Here is a 23,239-nt window from a genome sequence, read left to right as displayed (position 1 = left end):
TTTTTTGATATGATACCATTTTTTCAGAAACAAGATTTACCACTCGAGCAGACAGGTACCCCATGTCAGACCTCCGCCGAACCCTGACATAATGATCTTATCGCCCTTTTGCAGCATTCCTTTGCGATTCACCTCGTCCAGCAGAATCGGCACGCTCGCTGCCGATACATTGCCGCAGCGGTCCAGGCTGATCGGAAATTTGTCCAGACTTACTTTCAATCTTTTTGCCACAGACTGGATGATCCGCAGATTCGCCTGATGCAGAATATAATATTTGATATCGTCCGATGTCAGCCCGGACTCTGTCAATACTTTCTGTATCGAGTTCGGCACGCACGTCACTGCAAATTTATACACTTCCTGCCCGTCCATCTGCGTATAGGACAGCGCCTTGTCCGTCTGTATCAACGGATTATTATTTGTCCTGCCGCGGCAGGCAAGATATTTTCCCTTGCTGCCGTCCGCGCCCTGATCAAATGCAGTAAGACCGGTATCTTCTGCCCGCACGACTGCCGCTCCTGCACCGTCTCCGAACAGAACGCATGTACTTCTGTCATTCCAATCCATGATCTTAGATAACGTCTCTGCCCCGATCACAAGCGCAGTCTGGCACATACCGCATTGTATATAAGCGTTGACGGTATGTAAGCTGAACATAAATCCGGAGCAGGCGGCATTGATGTCAAATGCCACTGCATTGACCGCACCCAGGCCTGCCTGCACTTCACAGGCTGTAGACGGCGTCACGTAATCTGCTGTCAGCGTACCTACGATGATCATGTCCAGTTCTTCCGGTTCCACACCCGCCGCTGCAAGCGCCGCTCTGCCTGCCATTATGGAAAGGTCTGCCGTCGTCTCTTCTCTGACCAGGTGTCGTTCCCTGATTCCGGTCCTGGAAGAGATCCACTCGTCAGATGTGTCCATGATCGTGGACAAATAATCGTTCGTCACTACATTGGGGGGCAGACAACTCCCTGTTCCTATAATTCTACCTGTCATCCTAATCTCCATCTGTCATCTGAATTCATCGATAATATCTTTTACATGCTCCAGCTTCGTCGCGCGGTATGCGTTGCTCCCGCAGAATAACAATGCCTCATCCACATTGCCTATGGCAGCATTGACCAGTGCTTCTGTAATGCAATAGGGTGTTTCCGCCGGTTTGCATGTACTGATACAAGTGTGGCAACGACCGTGAGGGATCTTTCCCTCCCCGGCCCGCTCCATAAATGCATTTCGTATAGCCCTTCCCGGCATTCCAACCGGACTTTTGACAATGATAATATCTTCCTTTTGAGCGTCAATATAGGTCTGTTTATAAGCTGGTGAAGCATCACATTCATACGTTGTGACAAAACGGGTCGCCATCTGCACTCCGGCCGCCCCCATCTCCAGATAATGCTCCATATCTTTTCTGTCATATATGCCACCGGCAACCACAACCGGAATTTCTTTCCCATGCTCTGTCCCATATTGGTTCACACGGTCAATGATCTTCCTGATCTCTTTATCGTAGGCGGCATCATCAATATCTGTCAGTTCCTCCATCCGGAAACCGAGATGGCCTCCCGCACGCGGTCCCTCTATGACGACCAGATCAGGAAGTCTGTGATATTTTTTCAGCCAGTATTTAAAAATAACTTCCGCCGACTTCAGGCTGGACACGATCGGCGCCAGTTTGGTCTTTGATTCCCCCGCAAGTTCCGGCAATTTCATCGGCAAACCGGCCCCGGAAATAATCAGGTCGGCTCCTGCTTCTATAGCTGCTCTCACATACCGCTCATATTCTTTTGTTGCCACCATGATATTGACACCCACGATACCGCCGCCCGCGATCTCCCGTGCTCTCTCAATCTCCTTATGAATGGCACGCATATTGGCATCAATCGGATGTTCATCAAAATCCGGCTCCCGGTATCCGATCTGCGCCGTCGATATGATGCCGACAGCCCCCTGGGCAGCAACCGCCCCTGCCAGCCCGGACAGGCTGACGCCTACGCCCATGCCGCCCTGAATGACAGGAACTTCTGCTTTCAGATCCCCGATAACAAGTGATTTCCTTCTTTTATCCTCCATCATTTTACTCCGCTTTTCCCAGTGCAAACGTAAGTTCTGCCTGTGTAACTACCTTTCCGTCCACGTATGCTTTGGCGCTGCCCACGCCAATGGGACCTTTCGATTTTATGATCTCTGTCTCCAGCATAAGTACGTCTCCCGGTACGACCTTTCCTTTAAACTTTGCCGAATTAATCGCACCGAAATAAGCGGTCTTTCCTTTGTTTTCCGGCAGGCTCAGTATCGCCACCGCGCCTACCTGCGCAAGCGCCTCAACGATCAGCACGCCCGGCATCACCGGTTCTCCCGGAAAATGCCCTGCAAAAAACGGTTCATTGTATGAGACACATTTTCTGCCTACTGCTTTTTTCCCTGCCTCCAGCTCTTCAATCGTATCTACGAGCATAAAAGGCTGTCTGTGAGGGATGATCTCCATGATCTCCTTCGCTGTCAATATCGACATACCGTCTCCTCCTGTCCTATGCCTCGTACTTTTTTACAAGAATACTTGCATTGTGTCCGCCAAACCCAAGAGAATTGGAAAGCGCATATGTGACATCTTCCTTGACCGGCTCCTTGCAGTAATTCAGGTCACAGTCTTCATCCGGCACCTGATAGCCCACTGTCGCATGAATATATCCCTCTTCCAGCTCTTTGACGCAAGTGATAAACTCGATCGCTCCGGCCGCACCAAGCAGATGACCGATCATCGACTTTGTGGAATTGATCTTCATCTGGTCCGCATGTTCACCAAACAACAGCCGGATTGCCCGTGTCTCAAACAGATCATTATGATGGGTTGCCGTACCATGTGCATTGATATATGTAACTGCTTCTTTTTCAACTCCCGCATCTGCAATCGCAAACTCCATCGCTTTCGCCGCTCCGGCTCCATCTTCCGCAGGGGATGTAATATGATATGCGTCGCTCGTAGCGCCATAGCCCACGACTTCCGCATAAATTTTTGCTCCGCGTGCCTTCGCATGTTCCAGTTCCTCTAAGACAACAATCGCAGAACCTTCTCCCATCACAAAGCCGCTTCTCTCCTTATCAAACGGGATCGAGCAGCGGGCCGGGTCCGTACTGGTAGACAATGCCGTCAATGCAGAAAAGCCTGCGATACCGATCGGCGTGACACTGCTCTCCGTGCCGCCCGCGATCATTACATCTGCCTCACCATACTGGATCGAGCGGAACGCTTCCCCGATGGAATGAGTCCCAGTCGCACACGCTGTCACCACATTGATACTTTTTCCTTTTAATCCGAAATAGATTGAAACGTTACCTGCCGCCATATTAGAGATCATCAGCGGCACCAGCAGCGGATTCACTCTTGCGGGTCCCTTTTCCAGCAATTTCTTATGTTCCCGCTCCATCGCCTGCAGAGCACCAATTCCTGATCCGACGGCCACACCTATTTTATAAGGATCTTCTTTTGACATATCCAGTCCGGCGTCTTCCATCGCTTCCTTTGTAGCCGCTACCGCGTATTGGCAAAACAACTCCATCCTCTTGGCCGATTTAAAATCCATGAAACTTTTGGCATCAAAGTCTTTTACTTCTGCCGCCAGTTTACATTTATAATCTGTCGTATCGAACTTTGTGATTTCAGCAAATCCGATTTTTTGTGCCTTCACACTTTGCCAGAACTCCTCAACGCTGAGTCCGATGGGGGTGATCGCGCCCATACCTGTCACAACTACTCGTCTGCTCATACTCTTTCCTCTCTTTTCCTAAATTGCCATACCGCCATCGACACTGATGATCTGGCCTGTAATATAAGAAGCCTTATCACTTGCCAGAAACGCCACTGTCTCCGCAATATCTTCCGGTTTCCCGATTCGCTTAAGTGGAATCTGTGCCAATGTAGCCTCTTTGGCCGTCTCTGTCATCGCCTGCGTCATGTCGGTATCAATAAATCCCGGTGCCACGGCATTAACGGTAATATTTCTGCTCGCCAGTTCTCTGGCCATTGTCTTAGTCAGACCAATCACACCTGCCTTAGAAGCCGCATAATTGGCTTGTCCTGCATTGCCAAGCACACCTGACACACTTGTCATATTAATAATCGCGCCGCTGCGCTGTTTCAGAAAAGCACGATACATATGCTTGATCGTATTAAAAGTGCCCTTCAGATTCGTTGCGATGACCGCATCAAAGTCTGCCTCTGTCATCTTCATCACAAGGTTGTCCTTTGTAATACCCGCATTGTTGACAAGAATGTCAATATGTCCATATTTTCCAAGCATTTCCGTGACCATGCTTCCGCAGGCTTCAAAATCGGCAACGGAACACTGCACTGCTTCCGCACGGCCTCCCTTCGCCTCGATCTGTGCCACTACCTGATCCGCTTTCTCTTTCGATCCATTATAGTTCACGATGACAACAGCGCCATAATCAGCCAGCGTCAGCGCGATCTGTTTGCCAATGCCCCTGCTGGCTCCTGTTACCAGTGCAACCTTACCTTCCAACATCCCATTATCCCTTTCCATATCCGGCTTCTATATCCAATTTCGTTCTGTAATCGTCTGATATATTTGTTTGTAGTCTGCCTTTTTTCATTCGGGCAGATGTTATCATAATAAACACAATTACAGCGTTAATTTCTCCAAATCTTCTAATTTTTCTATATTGAAGGTCTTTACATTCCTGCTAATTTTTCTCATAAATCCAGACAGTGTCTTTCCCGGTCCGATCTCAATAAAGGTGTCCACACCGTCTGCGATCATCCGCTCGATTGTCTGCTGCCATCTGACAGAAGAAGATACCTGTTTTGTCAGCAGATCCTTTACCTGTCCTTTATCCGTCACGTAATCCGCCGTCACATTTGCTATGTATGGAATCCCGATCTCCCGGATCTCCACGTCCTTCAGCGCCTCGCCCAGTTTTTCTCCCGCACCGCTCAGCATCTGTGAATGGAACGGCCCGCTTACTTTCAGCGGTACACAGCGCTTTGCACCTGCCTCCGACAGCTTCTGCGCCGCTTCTGCAACACTCGTCTCCTGTCCGGTGATCACGATCTGGCCCGGGCAGTTATAATTGGCAATCGATACGATCCCTTCCGTCTCCGCACAGATCTTTTCGATGACTTCCGCATCCAGACCAAGCACAGCCGTCATAGCGCCTCCGGTCGGAACCGCCTCCTGCATATAAATACCACGTTTTCTGATAATCCGGAATACGTCTTCATCACTCATCACACCGCTTGCTGCCAGGGCTCCATACTCTCCAAGGCTCAGACCCGCGGTCACATCCGCTTTGATGCCTTTTTCTTCCACGGCCCGCAATATCGCCACCTCTGTTGCCAGCATTGCGATCTGCGTGTATTCCGTAATATTGATCTTCTCATTTTCCTCAAAGCACAGGGCTGCCACATCCAGCCCGCTTGCTTTCCCTGCCAGGTCGAATACTTCCCGGCTCACGGGGACTGCGTCATAAAAGTCTTTCCCCATCCCTACATACTGCGCTCCCTGCCCCGGGAACATAAATGCTGTCTTGCCCATACCCTGCTCCTTCTCAACTATCCAAATTTTACTTTGATTTTCAAAGTATTAATATGTGAAATTGGAGGTCTGTGATGACCCCCTATGTATTTCACCCATTGTTGTTTCTCTTACCGTGTCAGCAGTTTCTCTGCCTCTGCCATGATCTCCCGGATCATTTCACTGCATGTCTGCTCTTTTTTTACAAGTCCCGCGATCTGTCCTGCCATCAAAGTACCATTGACCGTATCGCCCTCTACCACTGCCTTGCGCAGAGATCCCAGCGTAAGTTTTTCCAGATCTTCAAAAGAAGCGCCGGACTTCTCCAATTTCAGATATTCTCTCGTCATATTATTGCGAAGCTGACGAACCGGATGCCCGTGACTCATGCCCGTAACTTCCGAATCAATATCTTTGGCTCCAATAAGTTTTTTCTTATAATTTTCATGGACAATGGATTCTTTTGCCACAACAAAGCGTGTCCCCATCTGGACCGCTTCCGCCCCCAGCATCATAGCGGCCGCAAATCCTCTGCCGTCTGCGATTCCGCCGGCTGCAATGACCGGAATGCTCACTGCATCCACAACCTGTGGTACCAGTGTCATCGTCGTTGCCGATCCGATATGACCGCCAGACTCCATGCCTTCCGCCACCACAGCGTCTGCCCCGCCACGCGCCATCATCTTTGCCATCGCCACACTGGCCACTACGGGAATGACTTTTACCCCGGCCTCTTTCCACATGGACATATATTTTCCCGGATTGCCTGCGCCAGTCGTGACGACTTCCACACCTTCATCCACGATAATCTGTGCGATCGCATCCGCCTCCGGATTCATCAACATCAGATTCACACCAACCGGTTTGTTCGTAACCGCTCTCACCTGTCGGATCTGATCTCTGATAAAGTCTGCCGGCGCCCCACCGGCGCCGATCAGTCCCAATCCTCCGGCTTCCGACACAGCGGCTGCCAGATTATGTTCCGCTACCCATGCCATTCCGCCCTGGATAATGGGATATTCGATTCCCAGTAATTCTGTTACCCTTGTTTTCATTTATGCTTCAACGCCCTTACTCTTCATATATTCAATGACAGCACCAACTGTAGTGATCTGCTCCAGGTCTTCGGAAGGGATCTCGATTCCATACTCTTCCTCAAACGCCATCACAAGCTCAAACAGATCAAGAGAGTCTGCGCCCAGATCGTCTTTAAAAGAAGATTCTTCAGTAATCTCAACTCCGTCCAAATTTAACTGTTCCTGAATGATTTCTTTTACTCTTTCTAACATAACTTAATCTCCTTTTTATTTTTTATATATTGAAATAGTTTGACATTCAAAGTATATGTTCCACACATACTTTTGTCAACTATTTTCGTCAACTATTTTTATGATCGACAAAATATCGGTACACTTCTCTTCTGGAAATTCCCCGGTCCGCCGCTACCAGCTTCATCGCCTCTTTGCGGTCAACACCTTTTTCTTCATAGAGTCTCATATGATCCTCCAGCGTAACCTGCTGCCAGCCCTCTCTGCTCTCCCGCTCCCGTTCCGTGCGGCTCTTTCCTTCCAGTACCAGCACATATTCTCCCCGTGGCTCCTGTGTTTCATACAAAGAGAGCGCTTCTTCCAACGTCGTGGGAATGACTGTCTCGAACTTTTTGGTTAATTCTCTGCACAATGTCAGCCGTCTCTGTCCGAGCGTCTCCAGCAGTTCTCCGAGCGTTCGCACGAGACGGTGCGGCGCCTCATAAATAATGATCGTTCTGGCCTCCTCCCGAAGCTCTTCCAATATCTGCCTTTTTTCTTTTTTGTCGGACGGAAGAAATCCTTCAAAGCAAAACCTTCTCGTAGACAGGCCCGATAACGTGAGCGCCGTGATACAGGCCGCCGGCCCCGGCAGAGATGTGACCGGTATCTGTTCCTCCTGGCACATCCGTACCAGCAGCTCCCCCGGGTCTGAGATGGCAGGGGTACCTGCGTCTGTGATCAGCGCTACCGTCTTGCCGTCCTTCATACACCCGATCAGATAACGTCCTTTTTCTATTTTATTGTATTCATGATAGCTTGTCATCGGCGTCGCAATGTGAAAATGATTGAGCAGCTTCACACTGTTGCGTGTGTCCTCCGCCGCGATCAGATCCGCCCCTTCAAGCGCTTCGATGACCCTCGGCGTCATATCCTGTAAGTTGCCGATCGGTGTCGCGCACAGCAATAACTTTCCGCACATATCGTCTCCATGGGACAGCCTGATCTGCTCCTGACTTCCCTTATTCTTAATATCCGTATCTCTCATATATTTCCGGCGTATATACCCCCGGTTCGCTGTAGATGATCAGCGGTCTCTCCACCGTCATCCGGGAATTTCCTCCCCGGATCGCCTCAAGCAGCAGCATATTGGGCTCTTTGTCCACAAACGGATAGACAAGCCGGAGCCGTTTCGGTTCCAGTTTATGGGCGATCAGTGTAGAGACAATCTCCGCCAGCCGGAATGGCCTGTGTACCAGATAAAATTTGCCTCCCGGCTTCAGCACTTTCGCCGCCTCCCGCGCCACGTCTTCAAAGGTACACAGAATCTCATGCCTGGCGATCGCTTTCGGACCATCCGCGTTTTGCAGGCCGTGCTGACGGATCATATAAGGCGGATTGCATGTAACCACATCATAGGAAGCAGCCCCAAATATAGACGAAGCCTCTTTGATGTCTCCATGTACGATCTTGATCCTTGCTTCCAGACCATTCAGCCGCACACTCCGTCTCGCCATATCCACACTCTCATCCTGGATCTCCAGACCTGTCAGATGCTGTGCCTGTGTCTTTGCCGATAACAGGATCGGTATAATACCCGTGCCCGTACCAAGGTCCAGCACCCGGTCTTCGCAACCGGCTTTCACATAACCGGACAGAAGTACCGCATCCATGCCAAAACAGAATTGATGCGGATTTTGAATGATCTGCAGATTATTTCTCTGCAGATCGTCCAGACGTTCTCCCGCCTTTAACTCAGTTGTCATCCAGTTTTGATGTTCCTTCCTGTTTTTCCAGCTTCTCCAGTTCTTTCAACTCCGCATCCACTTCTATTTTGTTGCGCTTATTGTGCCGTCTGCGGAATTTTAACTGCTCCACTTTATATTCGCGGATCTCTTTCTCATCATCCACCGTTACAAGCACCTTCACGAGCTGCCGCAGTACATTGACACTGGATACCTCGCCCTTGAGCCCGTCGTCTGTCGTCACATAGTCTCCGATATTGGGCAGTTTCCTGTTCAGCTCCTCATAAGTCTCTTCCTCATGTTTGAGACAGCACATCAGTCTGCCACAGACACCGGATATTTTCGTCGGATTGAGTGAGAGATTCTGTTCCTTGGCCATTTTGATGGAAACAGGTACAAATTCGGACAGATGCGCATGACAACAGAGAGTCCTCCCACAGATGCCCATACCGCCGATGATCTTCGTCTCATCTCTGACTCCGATCTGCCGCAGCTCGATCCTTGTCTTAAATACGGATGCCAGATCCTTGACAAGTTCCCGGAAGTCAATCCGTCCGTCTGCGGTAAAGTAAAACAATACTTTGTTATTGTCAAACGTATATTCCGCGTCGATCAGCTTCATCTCCAGGTTGTGCTTTTTAATTTTCTCCAGACAGATCTGAAAGGCTTCCTTTTCTTTTACTTTATTCCCCTGCTCCTGCTCCAGATCTCTTTCATTGGCAATTCGCAGCACCGGTTTTAACGGTTGAATGACTTTGTCGTCTTCTACTTCCTTAATATTGCTGACGACCGTGCCAAACTCTACCCCACGGGCAGTCTCTACAATGACATAATCGCCTTTTTTAATCTGGAATTTCGCCGGATCGAAATAGTAAATTTTACCCGCCGTGCGAAATCTGACTCCTATTACTTTTATCATTTCTATTTACCTCCAGTGGCGCTCCTGCCCTCCGACAGCCGGATTCGCTGTCAGTTTTCTTTTATCGTCATCAGCAGAAGCTCCATCGTCAGGTCAAAGCCAACATTGGCGCTCAGACGGCTCTTTGCCCTTTCCAGAGCTTTCAGTATCGTCTCAATGCCCTCGTAATCACTTTTCCCTGCTGCTTTTTTAATAAACTGTATTTCTTCTTTGAATATCAGATGATTAGCATCATTCGTCGCTTTGAATAACAGGACATCCCGGTACCAAATCGATATGATGTCCAGATAATCATTGATTTCCAGTTTGTACTCGCTTATCTTTTTGATCGCAGCCGCGATCTCATTGATCTCCATCTCCCCGATATATTTCATCAGCGTGACGGCTTCCTCCCGGATATTGTCAAATTCCTCGTTGCTGGCAAGCAGCTTCGCTCTGCCGATATTACCTCTGGCAAAAGCGACACATATGTCGGCTTTGTAGTCCGGAATATGTAAGTCTTCCATAAGGTACTTTTTTACAAGCCTGTCCTCGACCGGCCTCATATGCAGGACGACACAGCGGCTCACGATCGTGGGAAGCAACATGTTTACATTGGCGGTCAGAATCAGTATCACCCCATATTCCGGCGGCTCCTCCAATGTCTTGAGCAGCGCATTCTGTGCCTGTATAGTCATCTTCTCGCCTTCATTGATAATATAGATCTTCCGTGGACTGCTATAGGGCTTGATTCCCATATCGCCGGTGATCTGCTTCCTGATGTCTTCCACGCCGATCGTGTTTGGCTTCTCATGTACGATTCTTATAATATCCGGCTGACTTTTCGACATTGCCTGTCTGCACGAATGACATTCCTGGCAGGGCTCCGCTTCTTCCTTTTCACATTGAAGCGCCATCGCGAAAATGCCCGCGATAAATTCTTTCCCGGCGCATCTCTCCCCATTGATAATATAGGCGTGGGACACTTTATTTGCCCTGATCGCATTTTGTAAATGCTCTTTTAACTGCTCCTGTCCGATAATATCCGAAAATTTTGCCACGATAGTTCCTTTCCCCGCTGTCTTATGTAAATATATCCAGCAGCAGACCCCTGATCTCCCCGATCTTGCCGAGAATCGCGATATGATCCTTCTCGTCCTTTACTAATTCCTGTGCCAGTTCATCCAGCGTTTCATCTACAAGCCGGATAATCCCGTATACCCTGTGCCTGCCTCGTCGATCCAGAAAATTTTCTCTGGAAAACGAGTGCGAACGGCTTACAACTTCATTCATAAAACTCTTGATCATACCGCGGTAACGCTTCATATCCCGCACATCCATATGCTTGGCAATTTTATTGCCCTGCATCGTGATCTCCTGCATCATCGTATTGAGTCGTTCCTGAAGTCCGGCCTCCTCAATGCGGCTCGTCAAAGTAAACTTAAATGTTCCGTCGCTCTCCTGCGGCTGCTGTACCTGCTCTACCGGTGCGGGCTGAGACAGTGAATTGACTTTCATATCCATTCAGACTACCTCCGCTTTTCTATGTAGGAGAGAATCTCCGTAAGACATCTCTCCAGGTCATCATTATAAAAACGCTTCTCTATTTCCACTGCGGCTATCTTTTCCTCTGAAAAATCTTCCTCATCCGCCAGATACCGTCTGCAAAGCTCCTGATAGCGGGGCGGCTTCTGGAGCTTCTCTCTGTCAAGCGCCCGCTGCAGCCGTACCCCGTCGTCTAATTCTATCATGATCGGAACAAGGCTTTCCCTGCCAAAATATGTCCGTGTCATCATATAAGACTCCAATGTACCAATCATCAGATAGTCATTGTGCTCCAGATCAATCTGATCGTCCTTTACGGTAAAATAGCTCCATATTCCATGAAACGTATGATAGGATCGCAGTTCAATGATCTTTCCTGCTGCCGACAGCTCATTCTGCCTCTTCTCATCTACAAAAAAGTATTCCACACCATCCCGCTCATCCTCGCGAATCGGCCGGGTCGTGTACATAACAATCGTACGCAGCGTGTTGCCCGGATGCTCCAGAAGCCGTTTATAAATCGTATCCTTGCCAGTGGAGCTTTTCCCCATGATATAAAAGATCTTGCCCATTCTATTCCTCTACGCTTCCAGCACCTGTATCATATTGGTCTTTCCGGATTCCCCGAGCGGAACTCCCGCCGTCAATACTACCGTATTACCATTATGAATGAGTTCCTGCTTTTTCGCAAGATGAATCGCCTCGTCAAACAGATCTTTTGTATTATCTTCCTTCTCCATCAGTATAGGCGTTACGCCCCATAAAAGCGCCATCTGCCTGCATACCCGCGGATTTACGCTGCAGGCAATAATCTGACAATTCGGCTTATATCGGGAGACCATTCCCGCCGTAAATCCTGACATCGTCACAGTAATGATTGCTTCCGCATTCAGGTGCATTGCTGTCGTACAGGTCGCGTAAGAGATCGCTGTTGTCACATCTTCGAGATTTCTCGGTGTTTTGCGTAACATTCTGCCATTATAGTCGATCACTTCTTCCGTTCGCTCCGCGATTCTCGCCATCGTCTCCACGGCCTCTGCCGGATATTTTCCCGCAGCGCTTTCACCTGAAAGCATGATCGCCGTAGAACCATCATAGATCGCATTGGCCACATCGTTCGTCTCCGCTCTCGTCGGGCGCGGGTTTTGTATCATGGACTCCAACATTTGCGTCGCCGTAATGACATGTTTCCCTGACGCTACCGCCATTTTAATCATCTTTTTCTGTATAATCGGCACTTCCTCCAGTGGAAGTTCCACACCCATGTCGCCTCTTGCCACCATGATTCCGTCGGAGACAGAGAGAATCCCTTCCAGATTGCGAATCCCCTGCAGACTTTCGATCTTTGCGATGATCTTGATCGGACTTTTGTTTTCTTCCAGAATCTTTCGGATCTCCAGAATATCTTCTTTTGTCCGCACAAAAGAAGCGGCAATAAAGTCAAAGCCCATCTGTATCCCGAATAAAATATCTTCCCTGTCCACGTCACTGATATATGGCATCGACAATTCCGTGCCCGGCACATTGATCCCTTTATGGTTGGAGACTGCTCCGCCGTTCTTGACGACGCATATAATGTCCTCACCGTTGATCTCTTTGACTTCCATCTCAATCTTTCCGTCATCAATCAACACGACAGAGCCTGCCTGTACGTCGTTTTTGAGATTTTTATAAGTAATAGACGCTCTTTTCTCGTCTCCGTCTATCTCCTCTGTCGTCAGAATAAACTCCTGTCCCGCAGTGAGCTGTACTTTCCCACCCTTAAAATCACGCAGACGGATTTCTGGTCCTTTTGTATCAAGTAAAGTGGCAACCGGCATCCCCAGTTCCCCGCTGACTTTTATGATCCTGCCAAATTTGACTTTATGTTCTTCATGGGTTCCGTGGGAAAAATTAAACCTTGCCACGTTCATTCCCGCTTTTATCAGTTCCCGCATCTTCTCTTCACTCTCACATGCCGGCCCTATCGTACAAATAATTTTCGTCTTGCGCATAGATCTCCTTTCTGACCACATCTGCTTTTTTTGCCTGTTCTCTCATGCCTTCTATTTGAAACCCCTGCTGCCTGTACTCAAGCAGCAGATCGATGATCTCTCCTGTAAACCGCTCCCCTGGGACAATCAGTGGTATGCCTGGCGGGTAGATCTGAATAAACTGCGCCGCCACTTCGCCCTCACAATCTTCAAGCCGCTTTGTCTCCCGCTCCATTTCCAGAGCAGCGCCAATCTCAAATACAGTCTGCGGCACGTTCATCCGCTTTGCCCGGTCCGTACAGGAAACCGGTGATACCGCACCCATACGGCTGTCAATATCAGCCAGCGCATCCGCCAGCCGCAAAAATCCCTCTCTGCGGTCCATCACCGTCATAATAGCTGTCACATAATCCTGACCCGCCATCTCCATCTGGATTCCATATTTTTCCAGAAGCTTATGGTACAAAGCCTGACCCGACATGCCGCTCCCTCTTGCGGAAATTACTTTTTTTCCCACGTCGAAATCAAATAACTCTCTATTACAACTCATATTCCAAGCTCTTTCTGCAGCCGGAGTGTTTCTCATATTTACACCAAAGACCCGCAGATATTTAAGGTTTTGTATATTTTGTTCAAATAATTTATTATTTTCAAAAAATTGTCTGGACAGAGCACTCCCTTCTTCTTCCAGAATGGAAATACACTGTTCAATTCCTGCCAGCAAAAGATAAGACGGACTGCTCGTCTGATAGACCGTTAAAAGCCACCGAAGTCTTTCCCTGTCAATCAGATTTCCCTGCACATGCACGAGCGCCGTCTGTGTCAATGCCGGTAATGTCTTATGAATGCTGTGAATGACCAGATCTGCCCCGCAGTCCACCGCGCTGGCCGGAAACCCATCCAGCAGAAAGTGTGCACCATGCGCCGCATCCACGATTACGGGTATCCCTCGTCTGTGCGCACATGCTGCGATTGCTTTTACATCGGACACGACTCCGTCATATGTCGGCGATGTGAGCAAGACAGCCCTGACCTGTGGATTTTCCGTCAGCATCTTATCTACCTGCTGGGCCGAAACATCCCCACATATTCCATATGCTTCCAAAAAAGACGGAAAAATATACTTTACTTTACAATCGTTTAAATATATGGCATGATAAGCCGCTCTGTGACTGTTTCTCGCCATCAGCAACATATCGCCTCTGCGGACTGCAGCAGAGACAGCGCTCAGTATCCCACCGGTACTGCCATTGACGAGCAGATATGTCTCCGCTCCATATAAACTGCCCGCCCGTGTCATCGTTTCTTTCAGAATCCCCTGTGGATTGTGCAGATTATCAAACCCATCAATCTCTGTAATATCGAGTCCATAGTATTCCCTCATGGGATAGTTTGTCATATTTCGTTTATGCCCCGGCATATGGCAAGGGTATACAGATGAATTTTTAAGCTGTCTTAATTTTTCATACAAATGCCTCGATTTATCTTGCCTGGTGTTTTCTGCTGTTTTTTCTGTCATTTTTCCTGTGTAAGCGTATCGTCTCCATCAACGAACAATATTTATCTGCCGCCGATACGATCCATGCTTCCCTGCATAATGGAGGGACTACCGTCAACGGCCACATATGCTTTCTGATAATTTCTTTTTCCACATCGGACAGCTCAAATTCCTGTTCTGCATTTTTCAGGGCTATGCCCGGATGATACAGTCCATGAAGCCGCAGCAGATTACTGTGCTCCCGGTCATGCCAGTCATAACGGAAAAAATCGTGGAGCAGCGCGCCACGCACAAGCGCACGTCTGTTGCAGGTGATCCCCAGTTTCTCACTGATCAGCAGACTGTACCTCGCCACATTAATTTCATGTTGTCTGACTGACATGTTCCCATGCTGAATATCCTGCCTTGTCTGTTTGTGATGTTTAGAATTCAAAATATCGATGCCATTTTTCTTGATCAAATCGCCGCACTTCGTCATCTCTGCCTCCATAAATCAAGCTGTTATGCCTGTATGGCTATTGATTATTATAATTGCTGCCTGTATTATCAGCCGGGTCCGGCTGCATCTTATCCTGTGCTCACAGCTGGATCGCCCGCCGGCACATCGACCGGATTCACAATCGGCGCTTCGCCCGGATTCACAGGCGGAGTCTCACTCGGGTTCACGGTCGGCGCTTCGCCCGGATTCACAGCCGGAGTCTCACTCGGGTTCACGGTCGGCGCTTCACCCGGATTTACGACCGGTGCCTCGCCCGAATTCACGATTGGCGCTTCGCCCGGGTTCACAGCCGGGGTTTCCGGCACGTTCTCAACCGGTGTCGCACTCGGTCTGCTCTTCACACCTTTACGTTTTTCCTTTTCCGCAGTTTCGTCGGAATAGCAAATGACAGGAAATCCCTTCTCCACCTGCTCATATATTTTTTCGGCTTCTTCCGCCGGAAGATTGATACAGCCATGAGAACCGTTTCGCAGATAAATGTTTCCTCCGAACTGTTTCCTCCATTTCGCATCGTGCATTCCGATATTGCCATTAAAAGGCATCCAATATTTGACCGGAGTCGCATACCCTTCTCCTCTTAATGTGGCATCCAGCGTCTTGTAGGTCAGACCATACACACCGTCCGGTGTCGTAAAGCCTCTCGATACATTTCCCGATACAAAATCACTCTCTGTAATGAGTTCCCCTTCCACATATAAATACAAATGCTGCGCCGTCAGGTTGATCTCCACATAAGAATCTCCGATGTCATCCTCTCCCTTCACAGCAGCCGTGTACAGATATTCCGGTTCTCTGTCGCCCTGCCATCCACTGCGGACAAGACCGATCAGTCGATCTGTCTCCGTCGCCCGGTCAACTCTCCAGCCATAGCTTCCCGGTTTCAGATCAATCTCCTTTCCCTCACTCGTGCGAAACTTCCTTGTCTTCCCAAAGGTATCATTTTTTTTCGAAATTTCGTTTATGTAATTGCGGACAGCTTCTTCATTGATGGAAACTATCCGTTTGTCTCTGTCGATCTCCAACCATTCCTGTATCACATCGCCGTCCACGATCTCTTCAATTCCATGCCAGTCATAGACGATTCTGCTTGAGACGAACCGGTTCAGACAGTCGTCAAACTTTTTGAGCATTTCATCATTCTGTCCTACTTCCGGTTTGATATAGCAGTCAGCCTCCTCCAGACTGAGTGTCCCCTCCATATTTTCGATCGCTGAGATAATCGCTTCTTTTGCCGCCTGTCTGTCGATCGTAGTTCCTTTATCTTCCTGCACAATCGGATAACTCTTGCTCTCACTACTGTATTCGCCAATGTAGGCGTTTTGCGGACTTCTCATATTTTTTTGCTGAAAGATGGACATATTTTGTAATCTGTCATCCAAAAGCGATTCTTCATAACTCACGGCAACCGGCATGTCGCCAGCATTCCCCTCATTCCAGAGAAAGGAAAGCCATGCAAATCCGTTTTGCGCCGCCATGATCCTCTCGGGTGTATCATCAGTCAAAAACTGCAGACCAATGTCGGAAGCAGACAACGTTTCTTCCGCATCCTCCCGCCCTTCAATCCTTAAAGTATAATTTTGCGCACGACCGGTGATCAGTGCCTTTACTTCCTCCACTGACCTGCCGCTGCAGTCAATATTCCCTATGACCGTGCCAAAATAAAAATGATCCATAAAAAAAAGCGAAAGCGCCAGATAACTGATAAAAGCTGCAATGATCACGGCAATCCCGCAAAAAAGATAGATCTTTTTTCCGCTTACTTTTTTCAATCTTTCTCCCCCGGTAATGATATTTTCTCTTATTTATTTTATATGCTTTCTGCTGCAAAAACAATAAGATACCGAAAAATATTACTGGAATTTTTACACAGTACAGTCCCCTGTTAAATCTCTCACGATCTCTCCTGCCATCACCAAGCCTGCCACAGCAGGTACAAACGCGATACTGCCTGGCGTCTGCCGTCTCTGCTTAGCATCCTCAATCATACCAGCCGGCGTTACCGGTTTTTCCGTCGAATACACAACTTTCAAATGATCAATTTCCCGGTTTTTCAGCTCACGGCGCATCACACGTGCAAGAGGACAGACGCTTGTCTCCGAAATATCTGCCACCTGAAACAAAGCCGGATTTAATTTATTGCCAGCGCCCATAGAGCTGATTATCGGTACCCCGGATCGCCGCGCCTGCTCGATCAGTTCCAGCTTTCCACTCACCGTATCGATAGCATCCGCTACATAATCATACTGCGTGAAGTCAAACTGATCGGCAGTTTCCGGCAGATAAAAAACATTCCAGATATTGACATGAGCCTGCGGATTGATGTCCAGAATCCTTTCTTTAGCCACATCCACTTTATATTTTCCGATTGTTTTTTCCGTGGCTATGATCTGTCTGTTCAGATTGCTGACCGACACTATGTCATTATCGATCAAATCCAATGTGCCTACACCGCTTCTTGCAAGCGCTTCCGCCACATAACCGCCCACACCGCCGATACCAAATATCGCTACCCTCGCCCGGTGCAGACGTTCCATCTTTTCTTTGCCAAGCAATAATTCCGTTCTCGAAAACCGCTCCTGCATCTGTCTGTCTCCCCGTATGATCTGACATATCCATGACACTGAATATATCTTTTATGAAAACTGATTATTCCTTTTACAATGTTTCCATTGCCTCAGCGACTTCCCCTTCGCACGAACGCATAGCGTTTAATGTCTTTTCCAAAAGCGTATTCAACTCCCATCCCAGCATTTCAGCTCCTTTTTCTATGACTTCTCTGGAACAGCCTGCAGCAAAGCTGGCGGTTTTATATTTCTTCTTCAATGATTTCAATTCCATGTCCTGTACACTCTTCGATGGCCGGATCAGTGCAGCGGCCCAGATCAGACCGGTCAGCTCATCCGCACCAAATAGTACTTTCTCCATCTCATGTTCCGGCCGCACATCGACGGTCAGTCCATATCCATGGCTGCACACCGCATGAATCATGTCGTTCCCCATCCCTGCTTCTTTCAGAAGCTCCGGTGCTTTTATGCAATGCTCCTGCGGATACATTTCAAAGTCTATATCATGCAAAAGTCCGACAATCCCCCAATATTCTGCCTCTTCTCCATATCCAAGTTCTCTGGCATACCATTTCATAACACCCTCCACCGTCAGCCCATGCTGAATATGAAAAGGCTCCTTATTGTATTTTCTTAGCAATGCCAAAGCATCATCTCTGCTGATAGATTCTCTCATTTTCTCTTCCCCATAATTCCTGTAATTTTTATCGCATCACAGCACTGTTTGCTTAAATTATTATGTTATTTCCGGCTGCTATTGTCAAGCGGAACACATAAGAAGCGCCAAAATAATAAAACAGCAGTCGAAACTACTGTTTACTTATTGTCATATTGCTTCCTGAATAAAACATTTCGTATCTTTGAATCATTATCCTGCATGTTTCTGACCATTTTAAGCATATTTCTTTCTTCATCTGTCGGAAACAAATGTTGCGCGATTATTTTGGGTAAAATCACCAATGCTGAAATTATCCCTCCTATATTCACAACCATAATCCCTAAATCTGTTACTGTACCCTTCCCAAAAATTGAAAGATTTATACTGTTCGTCTTCCATTCGATACTCCTAAATTAATCCAAGCTGTTTCAGCCTAACCTCCGCTGCTGTTTCACTTACAGCAAAATGATCCCCAATCTCACGTACTAAAACAAAATCAGGTAATTTCCCCCAAGTTCCACTTTTTAAGTCTTCTATCTTCTCGTTTATTAATGTTTCAGGCATCAATATATTTGCAGCAAAATAGTTTGCCTCCTGCTCTATGCCACTTTTAAAAACATCATTACAAACCATATCTCTATGCGCATATAAACTATTTCCTTTTCTATGAAGAATATAATGCGCCAATTCATGCGCAATAGTAAAACGCCTCCTAGTTGCCAACTCTGCAAGATTTACAAGTATAAATTTATTTGTATTATATTTTTTCCACACTTTCTCATCAACTACAATCAAACCAGAAACTTCAGAATCCAAATATTCTTCAAATACCTTCAGTCCATTTTCATTACATATACGAACAATTTCTACCGGATAAGTTTTGATGTTATTTTGAATGCAAAAATCTTCTGCTCTCTTTTTTACTTCACTTTGCCTCATAAATAGCACCCCCCCCTTTCCCATTACAACATACATATATATTCTTAATTTATTATAACACATAAATCCCTGATCGTGACTATTTTATAAATTATATAGGAATCCATACTGACATTAAAGTATAGATCAAAATAAAACATTTTCGAATCTTTATCAGTTAATTCAACAGGGAATTTTTAAAAACTCTTGAAATATCTTAGAAATTACAAACTATATACTATCGATAAAAGAAATGATTTATGACATTTGACATATTACTGTATAAATACAGTCATGAGACACGGGGGGCTCGAACCCCCGACAACTTGATTAAAAGTCAAGTGCTCTACCACCTGAGCTAGTGTCCCCTATTTTGCTGCATAAAACCAAAGCAGCCTGTCCAAAGATTAATAACACAAAATGCCCAGAACCGGAATCGAACCAGTGACACGAGGATTTTCAGTCCTCTGCTCTACCAACTGAGCTATCTGGGCATCTTAATAGCGGGGATAGGATTTGAACCTATGACCTTCGGGTTATGAGCCCGACGAGCTTCCAGACTGCTCCACCCCGCGTTATAAAATTATAAATATGTCAGCACATAATATATTATGCACTTCCTTGTCTCACTTATACAATACATAAAAGTGAACTGGATGGAGGTGGATTCGAACCACCGAAGCAATTTGCAGCAGATTTACAGTCTGTCCCCTTTGGCCACTCGGGAATCCATCCATAAGCCGATGATCGGACTCGAACCGATAACCTGCTGATTACAAATCAGCTGCTCTGCCAATTGAGCCACATCGGCATCATGCTTATTTCTCTATAAAAATGGGACCTATAGGGCTCGAACCTATGACCCTCTGCTTGTAAGGCAGATGCTCTCCCAGCTGAGCTAAGATCCCATATGTAATTCTTATTAATAAACGACCCAGATCGGACTCGAACCGACGACCTTCGCCGTGACAGGGCGACGCTCTAACCAACTGAGCCACTGGGCCGTACAATATTGCTTGTGCCCTGAAAACCGAACATTGAAATCATCACTTACAACATCTTCCTATCCCTTTTCTTTCTTCCCTTGGTTAAGCCCTCGACCGATTAGTAACGCTCTGCTTCATGCATTGCTGCACTCCCACCTGCGTCCTATCTACCTCATTCTCTCTAAGGGGTCTTACCTTTCGTGGGATATCTCATCTTGAGGGGGGCTTCACGCTTAGATGCCTTCAGCGTTTATCCCTGCCGGACTTGGCTACCCTGCCATGGGGTTGGTCCCCAACAGGTACACCAGCGGTCCGTCCATCCCGGTCCTCTCGTACTAAGGACAGCTCCTCTCAAATATCCTACGCCTGCGCCGGATAGGGACCGAACTGTCTCACGACGTTCTGAACCCAGCTCGCGTACCGCTTTAATGGGCGAACAGCCCAACCCTTGGGACCTGCTACAGCCCCAGGATGCGATGAGCCGACATCGAGGTGCCAAACCACTCCGTCGATGTGAACTCTTGGGAGTGATAAGCCTGTTATCCCCAGGGTAGCTTTTATCCGTTGAGCGATGGCAATCCCACTTTATACCACCGGATCACTAAGTCCTACTTTCGTACCTGCTCCACCCGTCGGTGTCACAGTCAAGCTCCCTTCTGCCTTTGCACTCTGCGAATGGTTTCCGACCATTCTGAGGGAACCTTTGAGCGCCTCCGATACCCTTTCGGAGGCGACCGCCCCAGTCAAACTCCCCGCCAGACATTGTCCCCCGCCAGGCTCACTGGCGCAGGTTAGAAACCCAATGCTGCAAGGGTGGTATCCCAACATCGGCTCCGTGACAACTGGCGTCATCACTTCTTAGCCTCCCACCTATCCTGTACATACAGCATCGAATCCCAGTATCAAGCTGGAGTAAAGCTCCATGGGGTCTTTCCGTCCTGGCGCAGGTAGCCAGCATCTTCACTGGCACTTCAATTTCACCGGGTGCATTGTTGAGACAGCGCTCAAATCATTACGCCTTTCGTGCGGGTCGGAACTTACCCGACAAGGAATTTCGCTACCTTAGGACCGTTATAGTTACGGCCGCCGTTTACTGGGGCTTAAATTCAAAGCTTCGTTGCCTGACTTCTCCTCTTAACCTTCCAGCACCGGGCAGGCGTCAGCCCATATACCTCACCTTTCGGTTTCGCATAGACCTGTGTTTTTGCTAAACAGTTGCTTGAGCCTATTCTCTGCGGCCACATCACTGTGGCACCCCTTCTCCCGAAGTTACGGGGTCATTTTGCCGAGTTCCTTAACAATGCTTCTCCCGCCGGCCTTAGGATTCTCTCCTCATCCACCTGTGTCGGTTTACGGTACGGGTACTGTGAGAGCCATAGCAGCTTTTCTTGGCACATGGCTCATATCCTTCGCTACTTTCTTTCGCTCCGCTTAACGCCTCTAGCTTGCATGGGGGTTTTGCCTCCCATGCGCCTCCTGCGCTTGCACCGGGCTTCCCATTCCCGGCTTCTACTTTCCACATGCGTCCCCACATGTTCTGTCTCACAGCAGTACAGGAATCTCTACCTGTTGTCCATCGGATACGTCTCTCGACCTCTCCTTAGGTCCCGACTTACCCAGGGCAGATCAGCTTTACCCTGGAAACCTTAGATATTCGGCCTGGAGGATTCCCACCTCCATCTCGCTACTCATTCCGGCATTCTCTCTTCCTGTCACTCCACTGCTCCTTTCGGTACAGCTTCGCCGCCTTCAGGAATGCTCCTCTACCAACCTTGCGGTTCCACAGCTTCGGTGGCGTGTTTCAGCCCCGGACATTTTCGGCGCAGGACCTCTCGGCTAGTGAGCTATTACGCACTCTTTCAATGTATGGCTGCTTCTGAGCCAACATCCTAGCTGTCTTTGAAATCCCACATCCTTTTCCACTTAACACGCACTTTGGGACCTTAGCCGGTGGTCTGGGCTCTTTCCCTTTTGACTACCCAACTTATCTCGTGCAGTCTGACTCCCGTCCATCATCTCTCCGGCATTCGCAGTTTGATATTCTTCGGTAAGCTTTGACGCCCCCTAGGAAATTCAGTGCTCTACCTCCGGCAGACTAAGACGAGGCTAGCCCTAAAGCTATTTCGAGGAGAACCAGCTATCTCCGGGTTCGATTGGAATTTCTCCCCTATCCACACCTCATCCCCACCCTTTTCAACGGATGTGGGTTCGGCCCTCCACTACCTCTTACGGCACCTTCAGCCTGGACATGGATAGATCACCCGGTTTCGGGTCTGCATCATCTGACTTTACCGCCCTTTTAAGACTTGGTTTCCCTTCGGCTCCGCGCTTTTCGCGCTTAACCTTGCCAGATGCCGCAACTCGCCGGACCGTTCTACAAAAAGTACGCGGTCCTACTTCTCTCATAGTAGTTCCACAGCTTGTAAACACAGGCTTTCAGGTTCTCTTTCACTCCCCTCCCGGGGTCCTTTTCACCTTTCCTTCACAGTACTATCCTCTATCGGTCACTAAGGAGTATTTAGCCTTACGGGGTGGTCCCCGCTTCTTCCTGCAAGGTTTCTCGTGTCTCGCAGTACTCTGGATCCTGCTTTCCTGACTTGTATTTCGCCTACGGGGCTCTCACCCTCTCTGGCCAGCTTTCCCAAAACTGTTCCGCTATACGCATCAGTCTTTTCTGCAGTCCGTACCCCGTCATGCTCGCATGGCGGTTTGGGCTCCTTCCATTTCGCTCGCCGCTACTTTGGAAATCGATGTTTCTTTCTTTTCCTCCGGCTACTTAGATGTTTCACTTCACCGGGTTCCCCTCCGTATACTATTTGATTCATATACGGATCCATGAGTCTTCCTCATGGGGGTTTCCCCATTCAGACATCTGCGGATCTTTGTGTATTTGCCACTCCCCGCAGCTTTTCGCAGCTTATCACGTCTTTCATCGGCTCTTAGTGCCAAGGCATCCAACCTGTGCTCTTTCTTGCTTAACCTCTCTGCTTACGGCATATAGCGTTATGCCGTACACAGTCTTTCTTTTCTTGTTGCTTCTTTGTTTCTTTCTTTTCATCATTTCCGCTTCCGTTTCCGCTCTCGCTTCCCTCTTCCGCTTCTATGATGCCTCGGATGTCTCTTCTTTTCTTTCTGTTTGATTCTTTCAATATTCGGTTTTCAAGGTACATG

Annotated in this window: 22 protein-coding genes, 7 tRNA genes and 1 rRNA gene; all 30 read right to left on the bottom strand. The window is 48.1% G+C overall.

Annotated features, from left to right (window positions below; all coding sequences use genetic code 11):
* Nucleotides 1-36 precede the first annotated feature (36 nt).
* A complete protein-coding gene (locus V1224_00170) occupies nucleotides 37-999 on the bottom strand; it encodes a beta-ketoacyl-ACP synthase III (GenBank protein WWR15916.1) in 963 nt (320 codons plus the stop codon).
* Nucleotides 1,000-1,014: 15 nt separating this feature from the next.
* Entirely contained in the window at nucleotides 1,015-2,079 is a 1,065-nt protein-coding gene (locus V1224_00165) for a nitronate monooxygenase family protein (GenBank protein ID WWR15915.1), read from the bottom strand.
* A gap of 1 nt (nucleotide 2,080) precedes the next feature.
* The gene (gene fabZ, locus V1224_00160; GenBank protein ID WWR15914.1) at nucleotides 2,081-2,518 is read right to left on the bottom strand and encodes a 3-hydroxyacyl-ACP dehydratase FabZ; all 438 of its coding nucleotides are present in this window, start codon (nucleotides 2,516-2,518) and stop codon (nucleotides 2,081-2,083) included.
* A 16-nt stretch (nucleotides 2,519-2,534) separates the two neighbouring features.
* The gene (gene fabF, locus V1224_00155) at nucleotides 2,535-3,770 is read right to left on the bottom strand and encodes a beta-ketoacyl-ACP synthase II (protein ID WWR15913.1); all 1,236 of its coding nucleotides are present in this window, start codon (nucleotides 3,768-3,770) and stop codon (nucleotides 2,535-2,537) included.
* Between the two features lie 18 nt (nucleotides 3,771-3,788).
* Complete coding sequence (gene fabG / locus V1224_00150; protein ID WWR17388.1) at nucleotides 3,789-4,529, bottom strand: 3-oxoacyl-[acyl-carrier-protein] reductase; 741 nt, start codon at nucleotides 4,527-4,529, stop codon at nucleotides 3,789-3,791.
* Between the two features lie 117 nt (nucleotides 4,530-4,646).
* Nucleotides 4,647-5,558 (bottom strand): ACP S-malonyltransferase, encoded by a 912-nt coding sequence (fabD, locus tag V1224_00145; GenBank protein WWR15912.1) that lies wholly within the window; start codon nucleotides 5,556-5,558, stop codon nucleotides 4,647-4,649.
* 110 nt (nucleotides 5,559-5,668) lie between these two features.
* On the bottom strand, nucleotides 5,669-6,592 hold the full coding sequence (gene fabK / locus V1224_00140; protein WWR15911.1) for an enoyl-[acyl-carrier-protein] reductase FabK: 924 nt from the start codon (nucleotides 6,590-6,592) through the stop codon (nucleotides 5,669-5,671).
* Nucleotides 6,593-6,826, bottom strand: coding sequence for an acyl carrier protein (acpP, locus tag V1224_00135; protein WWR15910.1), 234 nt, complete (start codon nucleotides 6,824-6,826; stop codon nucleotides 6,593-6,595).
* An 88-nt stretch (nucleotides 6,827-6,914) separates the two neighbouring features.
* Nucleotides 6,915-7,766, bottom strand: coding sequence for a 16S rRNA (cytidine(1402)-2'-O)-methyltransferase (rsmI, locus tag V1224_00130; GenBank protein WWR17387.1), 852 nt, complete (start codon nucleotides 7,764-7,766; stop codon nucleotides 6,915-6,917).
* 46 nt (nucleotides 7,767-7,812) lie between these two features.
* Entirely contained in the window at nucleotides 7,813-8,550 is a 738-nt protein-coding gene (locus V1224_00125; protein WWR15909.1) for a tRNA1(Val) (adenine(37)-N6)-methyltransferase, read from the bottom strand.
* Entirely contained in the window at nucleotides 8,540-9,448 is a 909-nt protein-coding gene (locus tag V1224_00120; GenBank protein WWR15908.1) for a stage 0 sporulation family protein, read from the bottom strand. The genes V1224_00125 and V1224_00120 overlap by 11 nt, the downstream gene beginning before the upstream one ends.
* Nucleotides 9,449-9,498: 50 nt before the next feature.
* Nucleotides 9,499-10,488 (bottom strand): DNA polymerase III subunit, encoded by a 990-nt coding sequence (locus V1224_00115; GenBank protein ID WWR15907.1) that lies wholly within the window; start codon nucleotides 10,486-10,488, stop codon nucleotides 9,499-9,501.
* 22 nt (nucleotides 10,489-10,510) lie between these two features.
* Nucleotides 10,511-10,951, bottom strand: a complete 441-nt coding sequence (locus V1224_00110; GenBank protein ID WWR15906.1) for a YaaR family protein — start codon at nucleotides 10,949-10,951, stop codon at nucleotides 10,511-10,513.
* A 5-nt stretch (nucleotides 10,952-10,956) separates the two neighbouring features.
* On the bottom strand, nucleotides 10,957-11,544 hold the full coding sequence (locus tag V1224_00105) for a guanylate kinase (protein ID WWR15905.1): 588 nt from the start codon (nucleotides 11,542-11,544) through the stop codon (nucleotides 10,957-10,959).
* 9 nt (nucleotides 11,545-11,553) lie between these two features.
* On the bottom strand, nucleotides 11,554-12,966 hold the full coding sequence (gene pyk, locus V1224_00100; GenBank protein ID WWR15904.1) for a pyruvate kinase: 1,413 nt from the start codon (nucleotides 12,964-12,966) through the stop codon (nucleotides 11,554-11,556).
* Complete coding sequence (locus tag V1224_00095) at nucleotides 12,923-14,464, bottom strand: aminotransferase class V-fold PLP-dependent enzyme (protein ID WWR15903.1); 1,542 nt, start codon at nucleotides 14,462-14,464, stop codon at nucleotides 12,923-12,925. The genes pyk and V1224_00095 overlap by 44 nt, the downstream gene beginning before the upstream one ends.
* Entirely contained in the window at nucleotides 14,427-14,933 is a 507-nt protein-coding gene (locus tag V1224_00090; protein ID WWR15902.1) for an HD domain-containing protein, read from the bottom strand. Before V1224_00090 ends, V1224_00095 begins: the two co-directional genes overlap by 38 nt.
* Nucleotides 14,934-15,010: 77 nt before the next feature.
* Nucleotides 15,011-16,711 (bottom strand): L,D-transpeptidase family protein, encoded by a 1,701-nt coding sequence (locus tag V1224_00085; GenBank protein ID WWR15901.1) that lies wholly within the window; start codon nucleotides 16,709-16,711, stop codon nucleotides 15,011-15,013.
* Between the two features lie 93 nt (nucleotides 16,712-16,804).
* Nucleotides 16,805-17,524 (bottom strand): tRNA threonylcarbamoyladenosine dehydratase, encoded by a 720-nt coding sequence (locus V1224_00080; GenBank protein ID WWR17386.1) that lies wholly within the window; start codon nucleotides 17,522-17,524, stop codon nucleotides 16,805-16,807.
* Nucleotides 17,525-17,597: 73 nt separating this feature from the next.
* Nucleotides 17,598-18,182 (bottom strand): hydrolase, encoded by a 585-nt coding sequence (locus V1224_00075; GenBank protein WWR15900.1) that lies wholly within the window; start codon nucleotides 18,180-18,182, stop codon nucleotides 17,598-17,600.
* Nucleotides 18,183-18,572: 390 nt separating this feature from the next.
* Nucleotides 18,573-19,103, bottom strand: a complete 531-nt coding sequence (locus tag V1224_00070; GenBank protein WWR15899.1) for an ImmA/IrrE family metallo-endopeptidase — start codon at nucleotides 19,101-19,103, stop codon at nucleotides 18,573-18,575.
* A gap of 274 nt (nucleotides 19,104-19,377) precedes the next feature.
* Nucleotides 19,378-19,450, bottom strand: a tRNA-Lys gene (locus V1224_00065).
* A gap of 53 nt (nucleotides 19,451-19,503) precedes the next feature.
* A tRNA-Phe gene (locus tag V1224_00060) sits at nucleotides 19,504-19,576 on the bottom strand.
* Between the two features lie 7 nt (nucleotides 19,577-19,583).
* Nucleotides 19,584-19,657 (bottom strand) — tRNA-Met (locus V1224_00055).
* Nucleotides 19,658-19,735: 78 nt separating this feature from the next.
* Nucleotides 19,736-19,817: transfer RNA gene (locus V1224_00050), tRNA-Tyr, on the bottom strand.
* Nucleotides 19,818-19,820: 3 nt separating this feature from the next.
* Nucleotides 19,821-19,893, bottom strand: a tRNA-Thr gene (locus tag V1224_00045).
* A gap of 24 nt (nucleotides 19,894-19,917) precedes the next feature.
* Nucleotides 19,918-19,990 (bottom strand) — tRNA-Val (locus V1224_00040).
* Nucleotides 19,991-20,012: 22 nt separating this feature from the next.
* A tRNA-Asp gene (locus V1224_00035) sits at nucleotides 20,013-20,086 on the bottom strand.
* An 80-nt stretch (nucleotides 20,087-20,166) separates the two neighbouring features.
* Nucleotides 20,167-23,049, bottom strand: a 23S ribosomal RNA gene (locus V1224_00030).
* The gene (locus V1224_00025) at nucleotides 23,044-23,217 is read right to left on the bottom strand and encodes a hypothetical protein (GenBank protein ID WWR15898.1); all 174 of its coding nucleotides are present in this window, start codon (nucleotides 23,215-23,217) and stop codon (nucleotides 23,044-23,046) included. Before V1224_00025 ends, V1224_00030 begins: the two co-directional genes overlap by 6 nt.
* Nucleotides 23,218-23,239: the final 22 nt, after the last annotated feature.

It is taken from the genome of Lachnospiraceae bacterium JLR.KK008, assembly GCA_037015955.1.
Classification (GTDB): domain Bacteria; phylum Bacillota; class Clostridia; order Lachnospirales; family Lachnospiraceae; genus VSOB01.
This window is presented reverse-complemented; position numbering and strand designations above follow the sequence as displayed.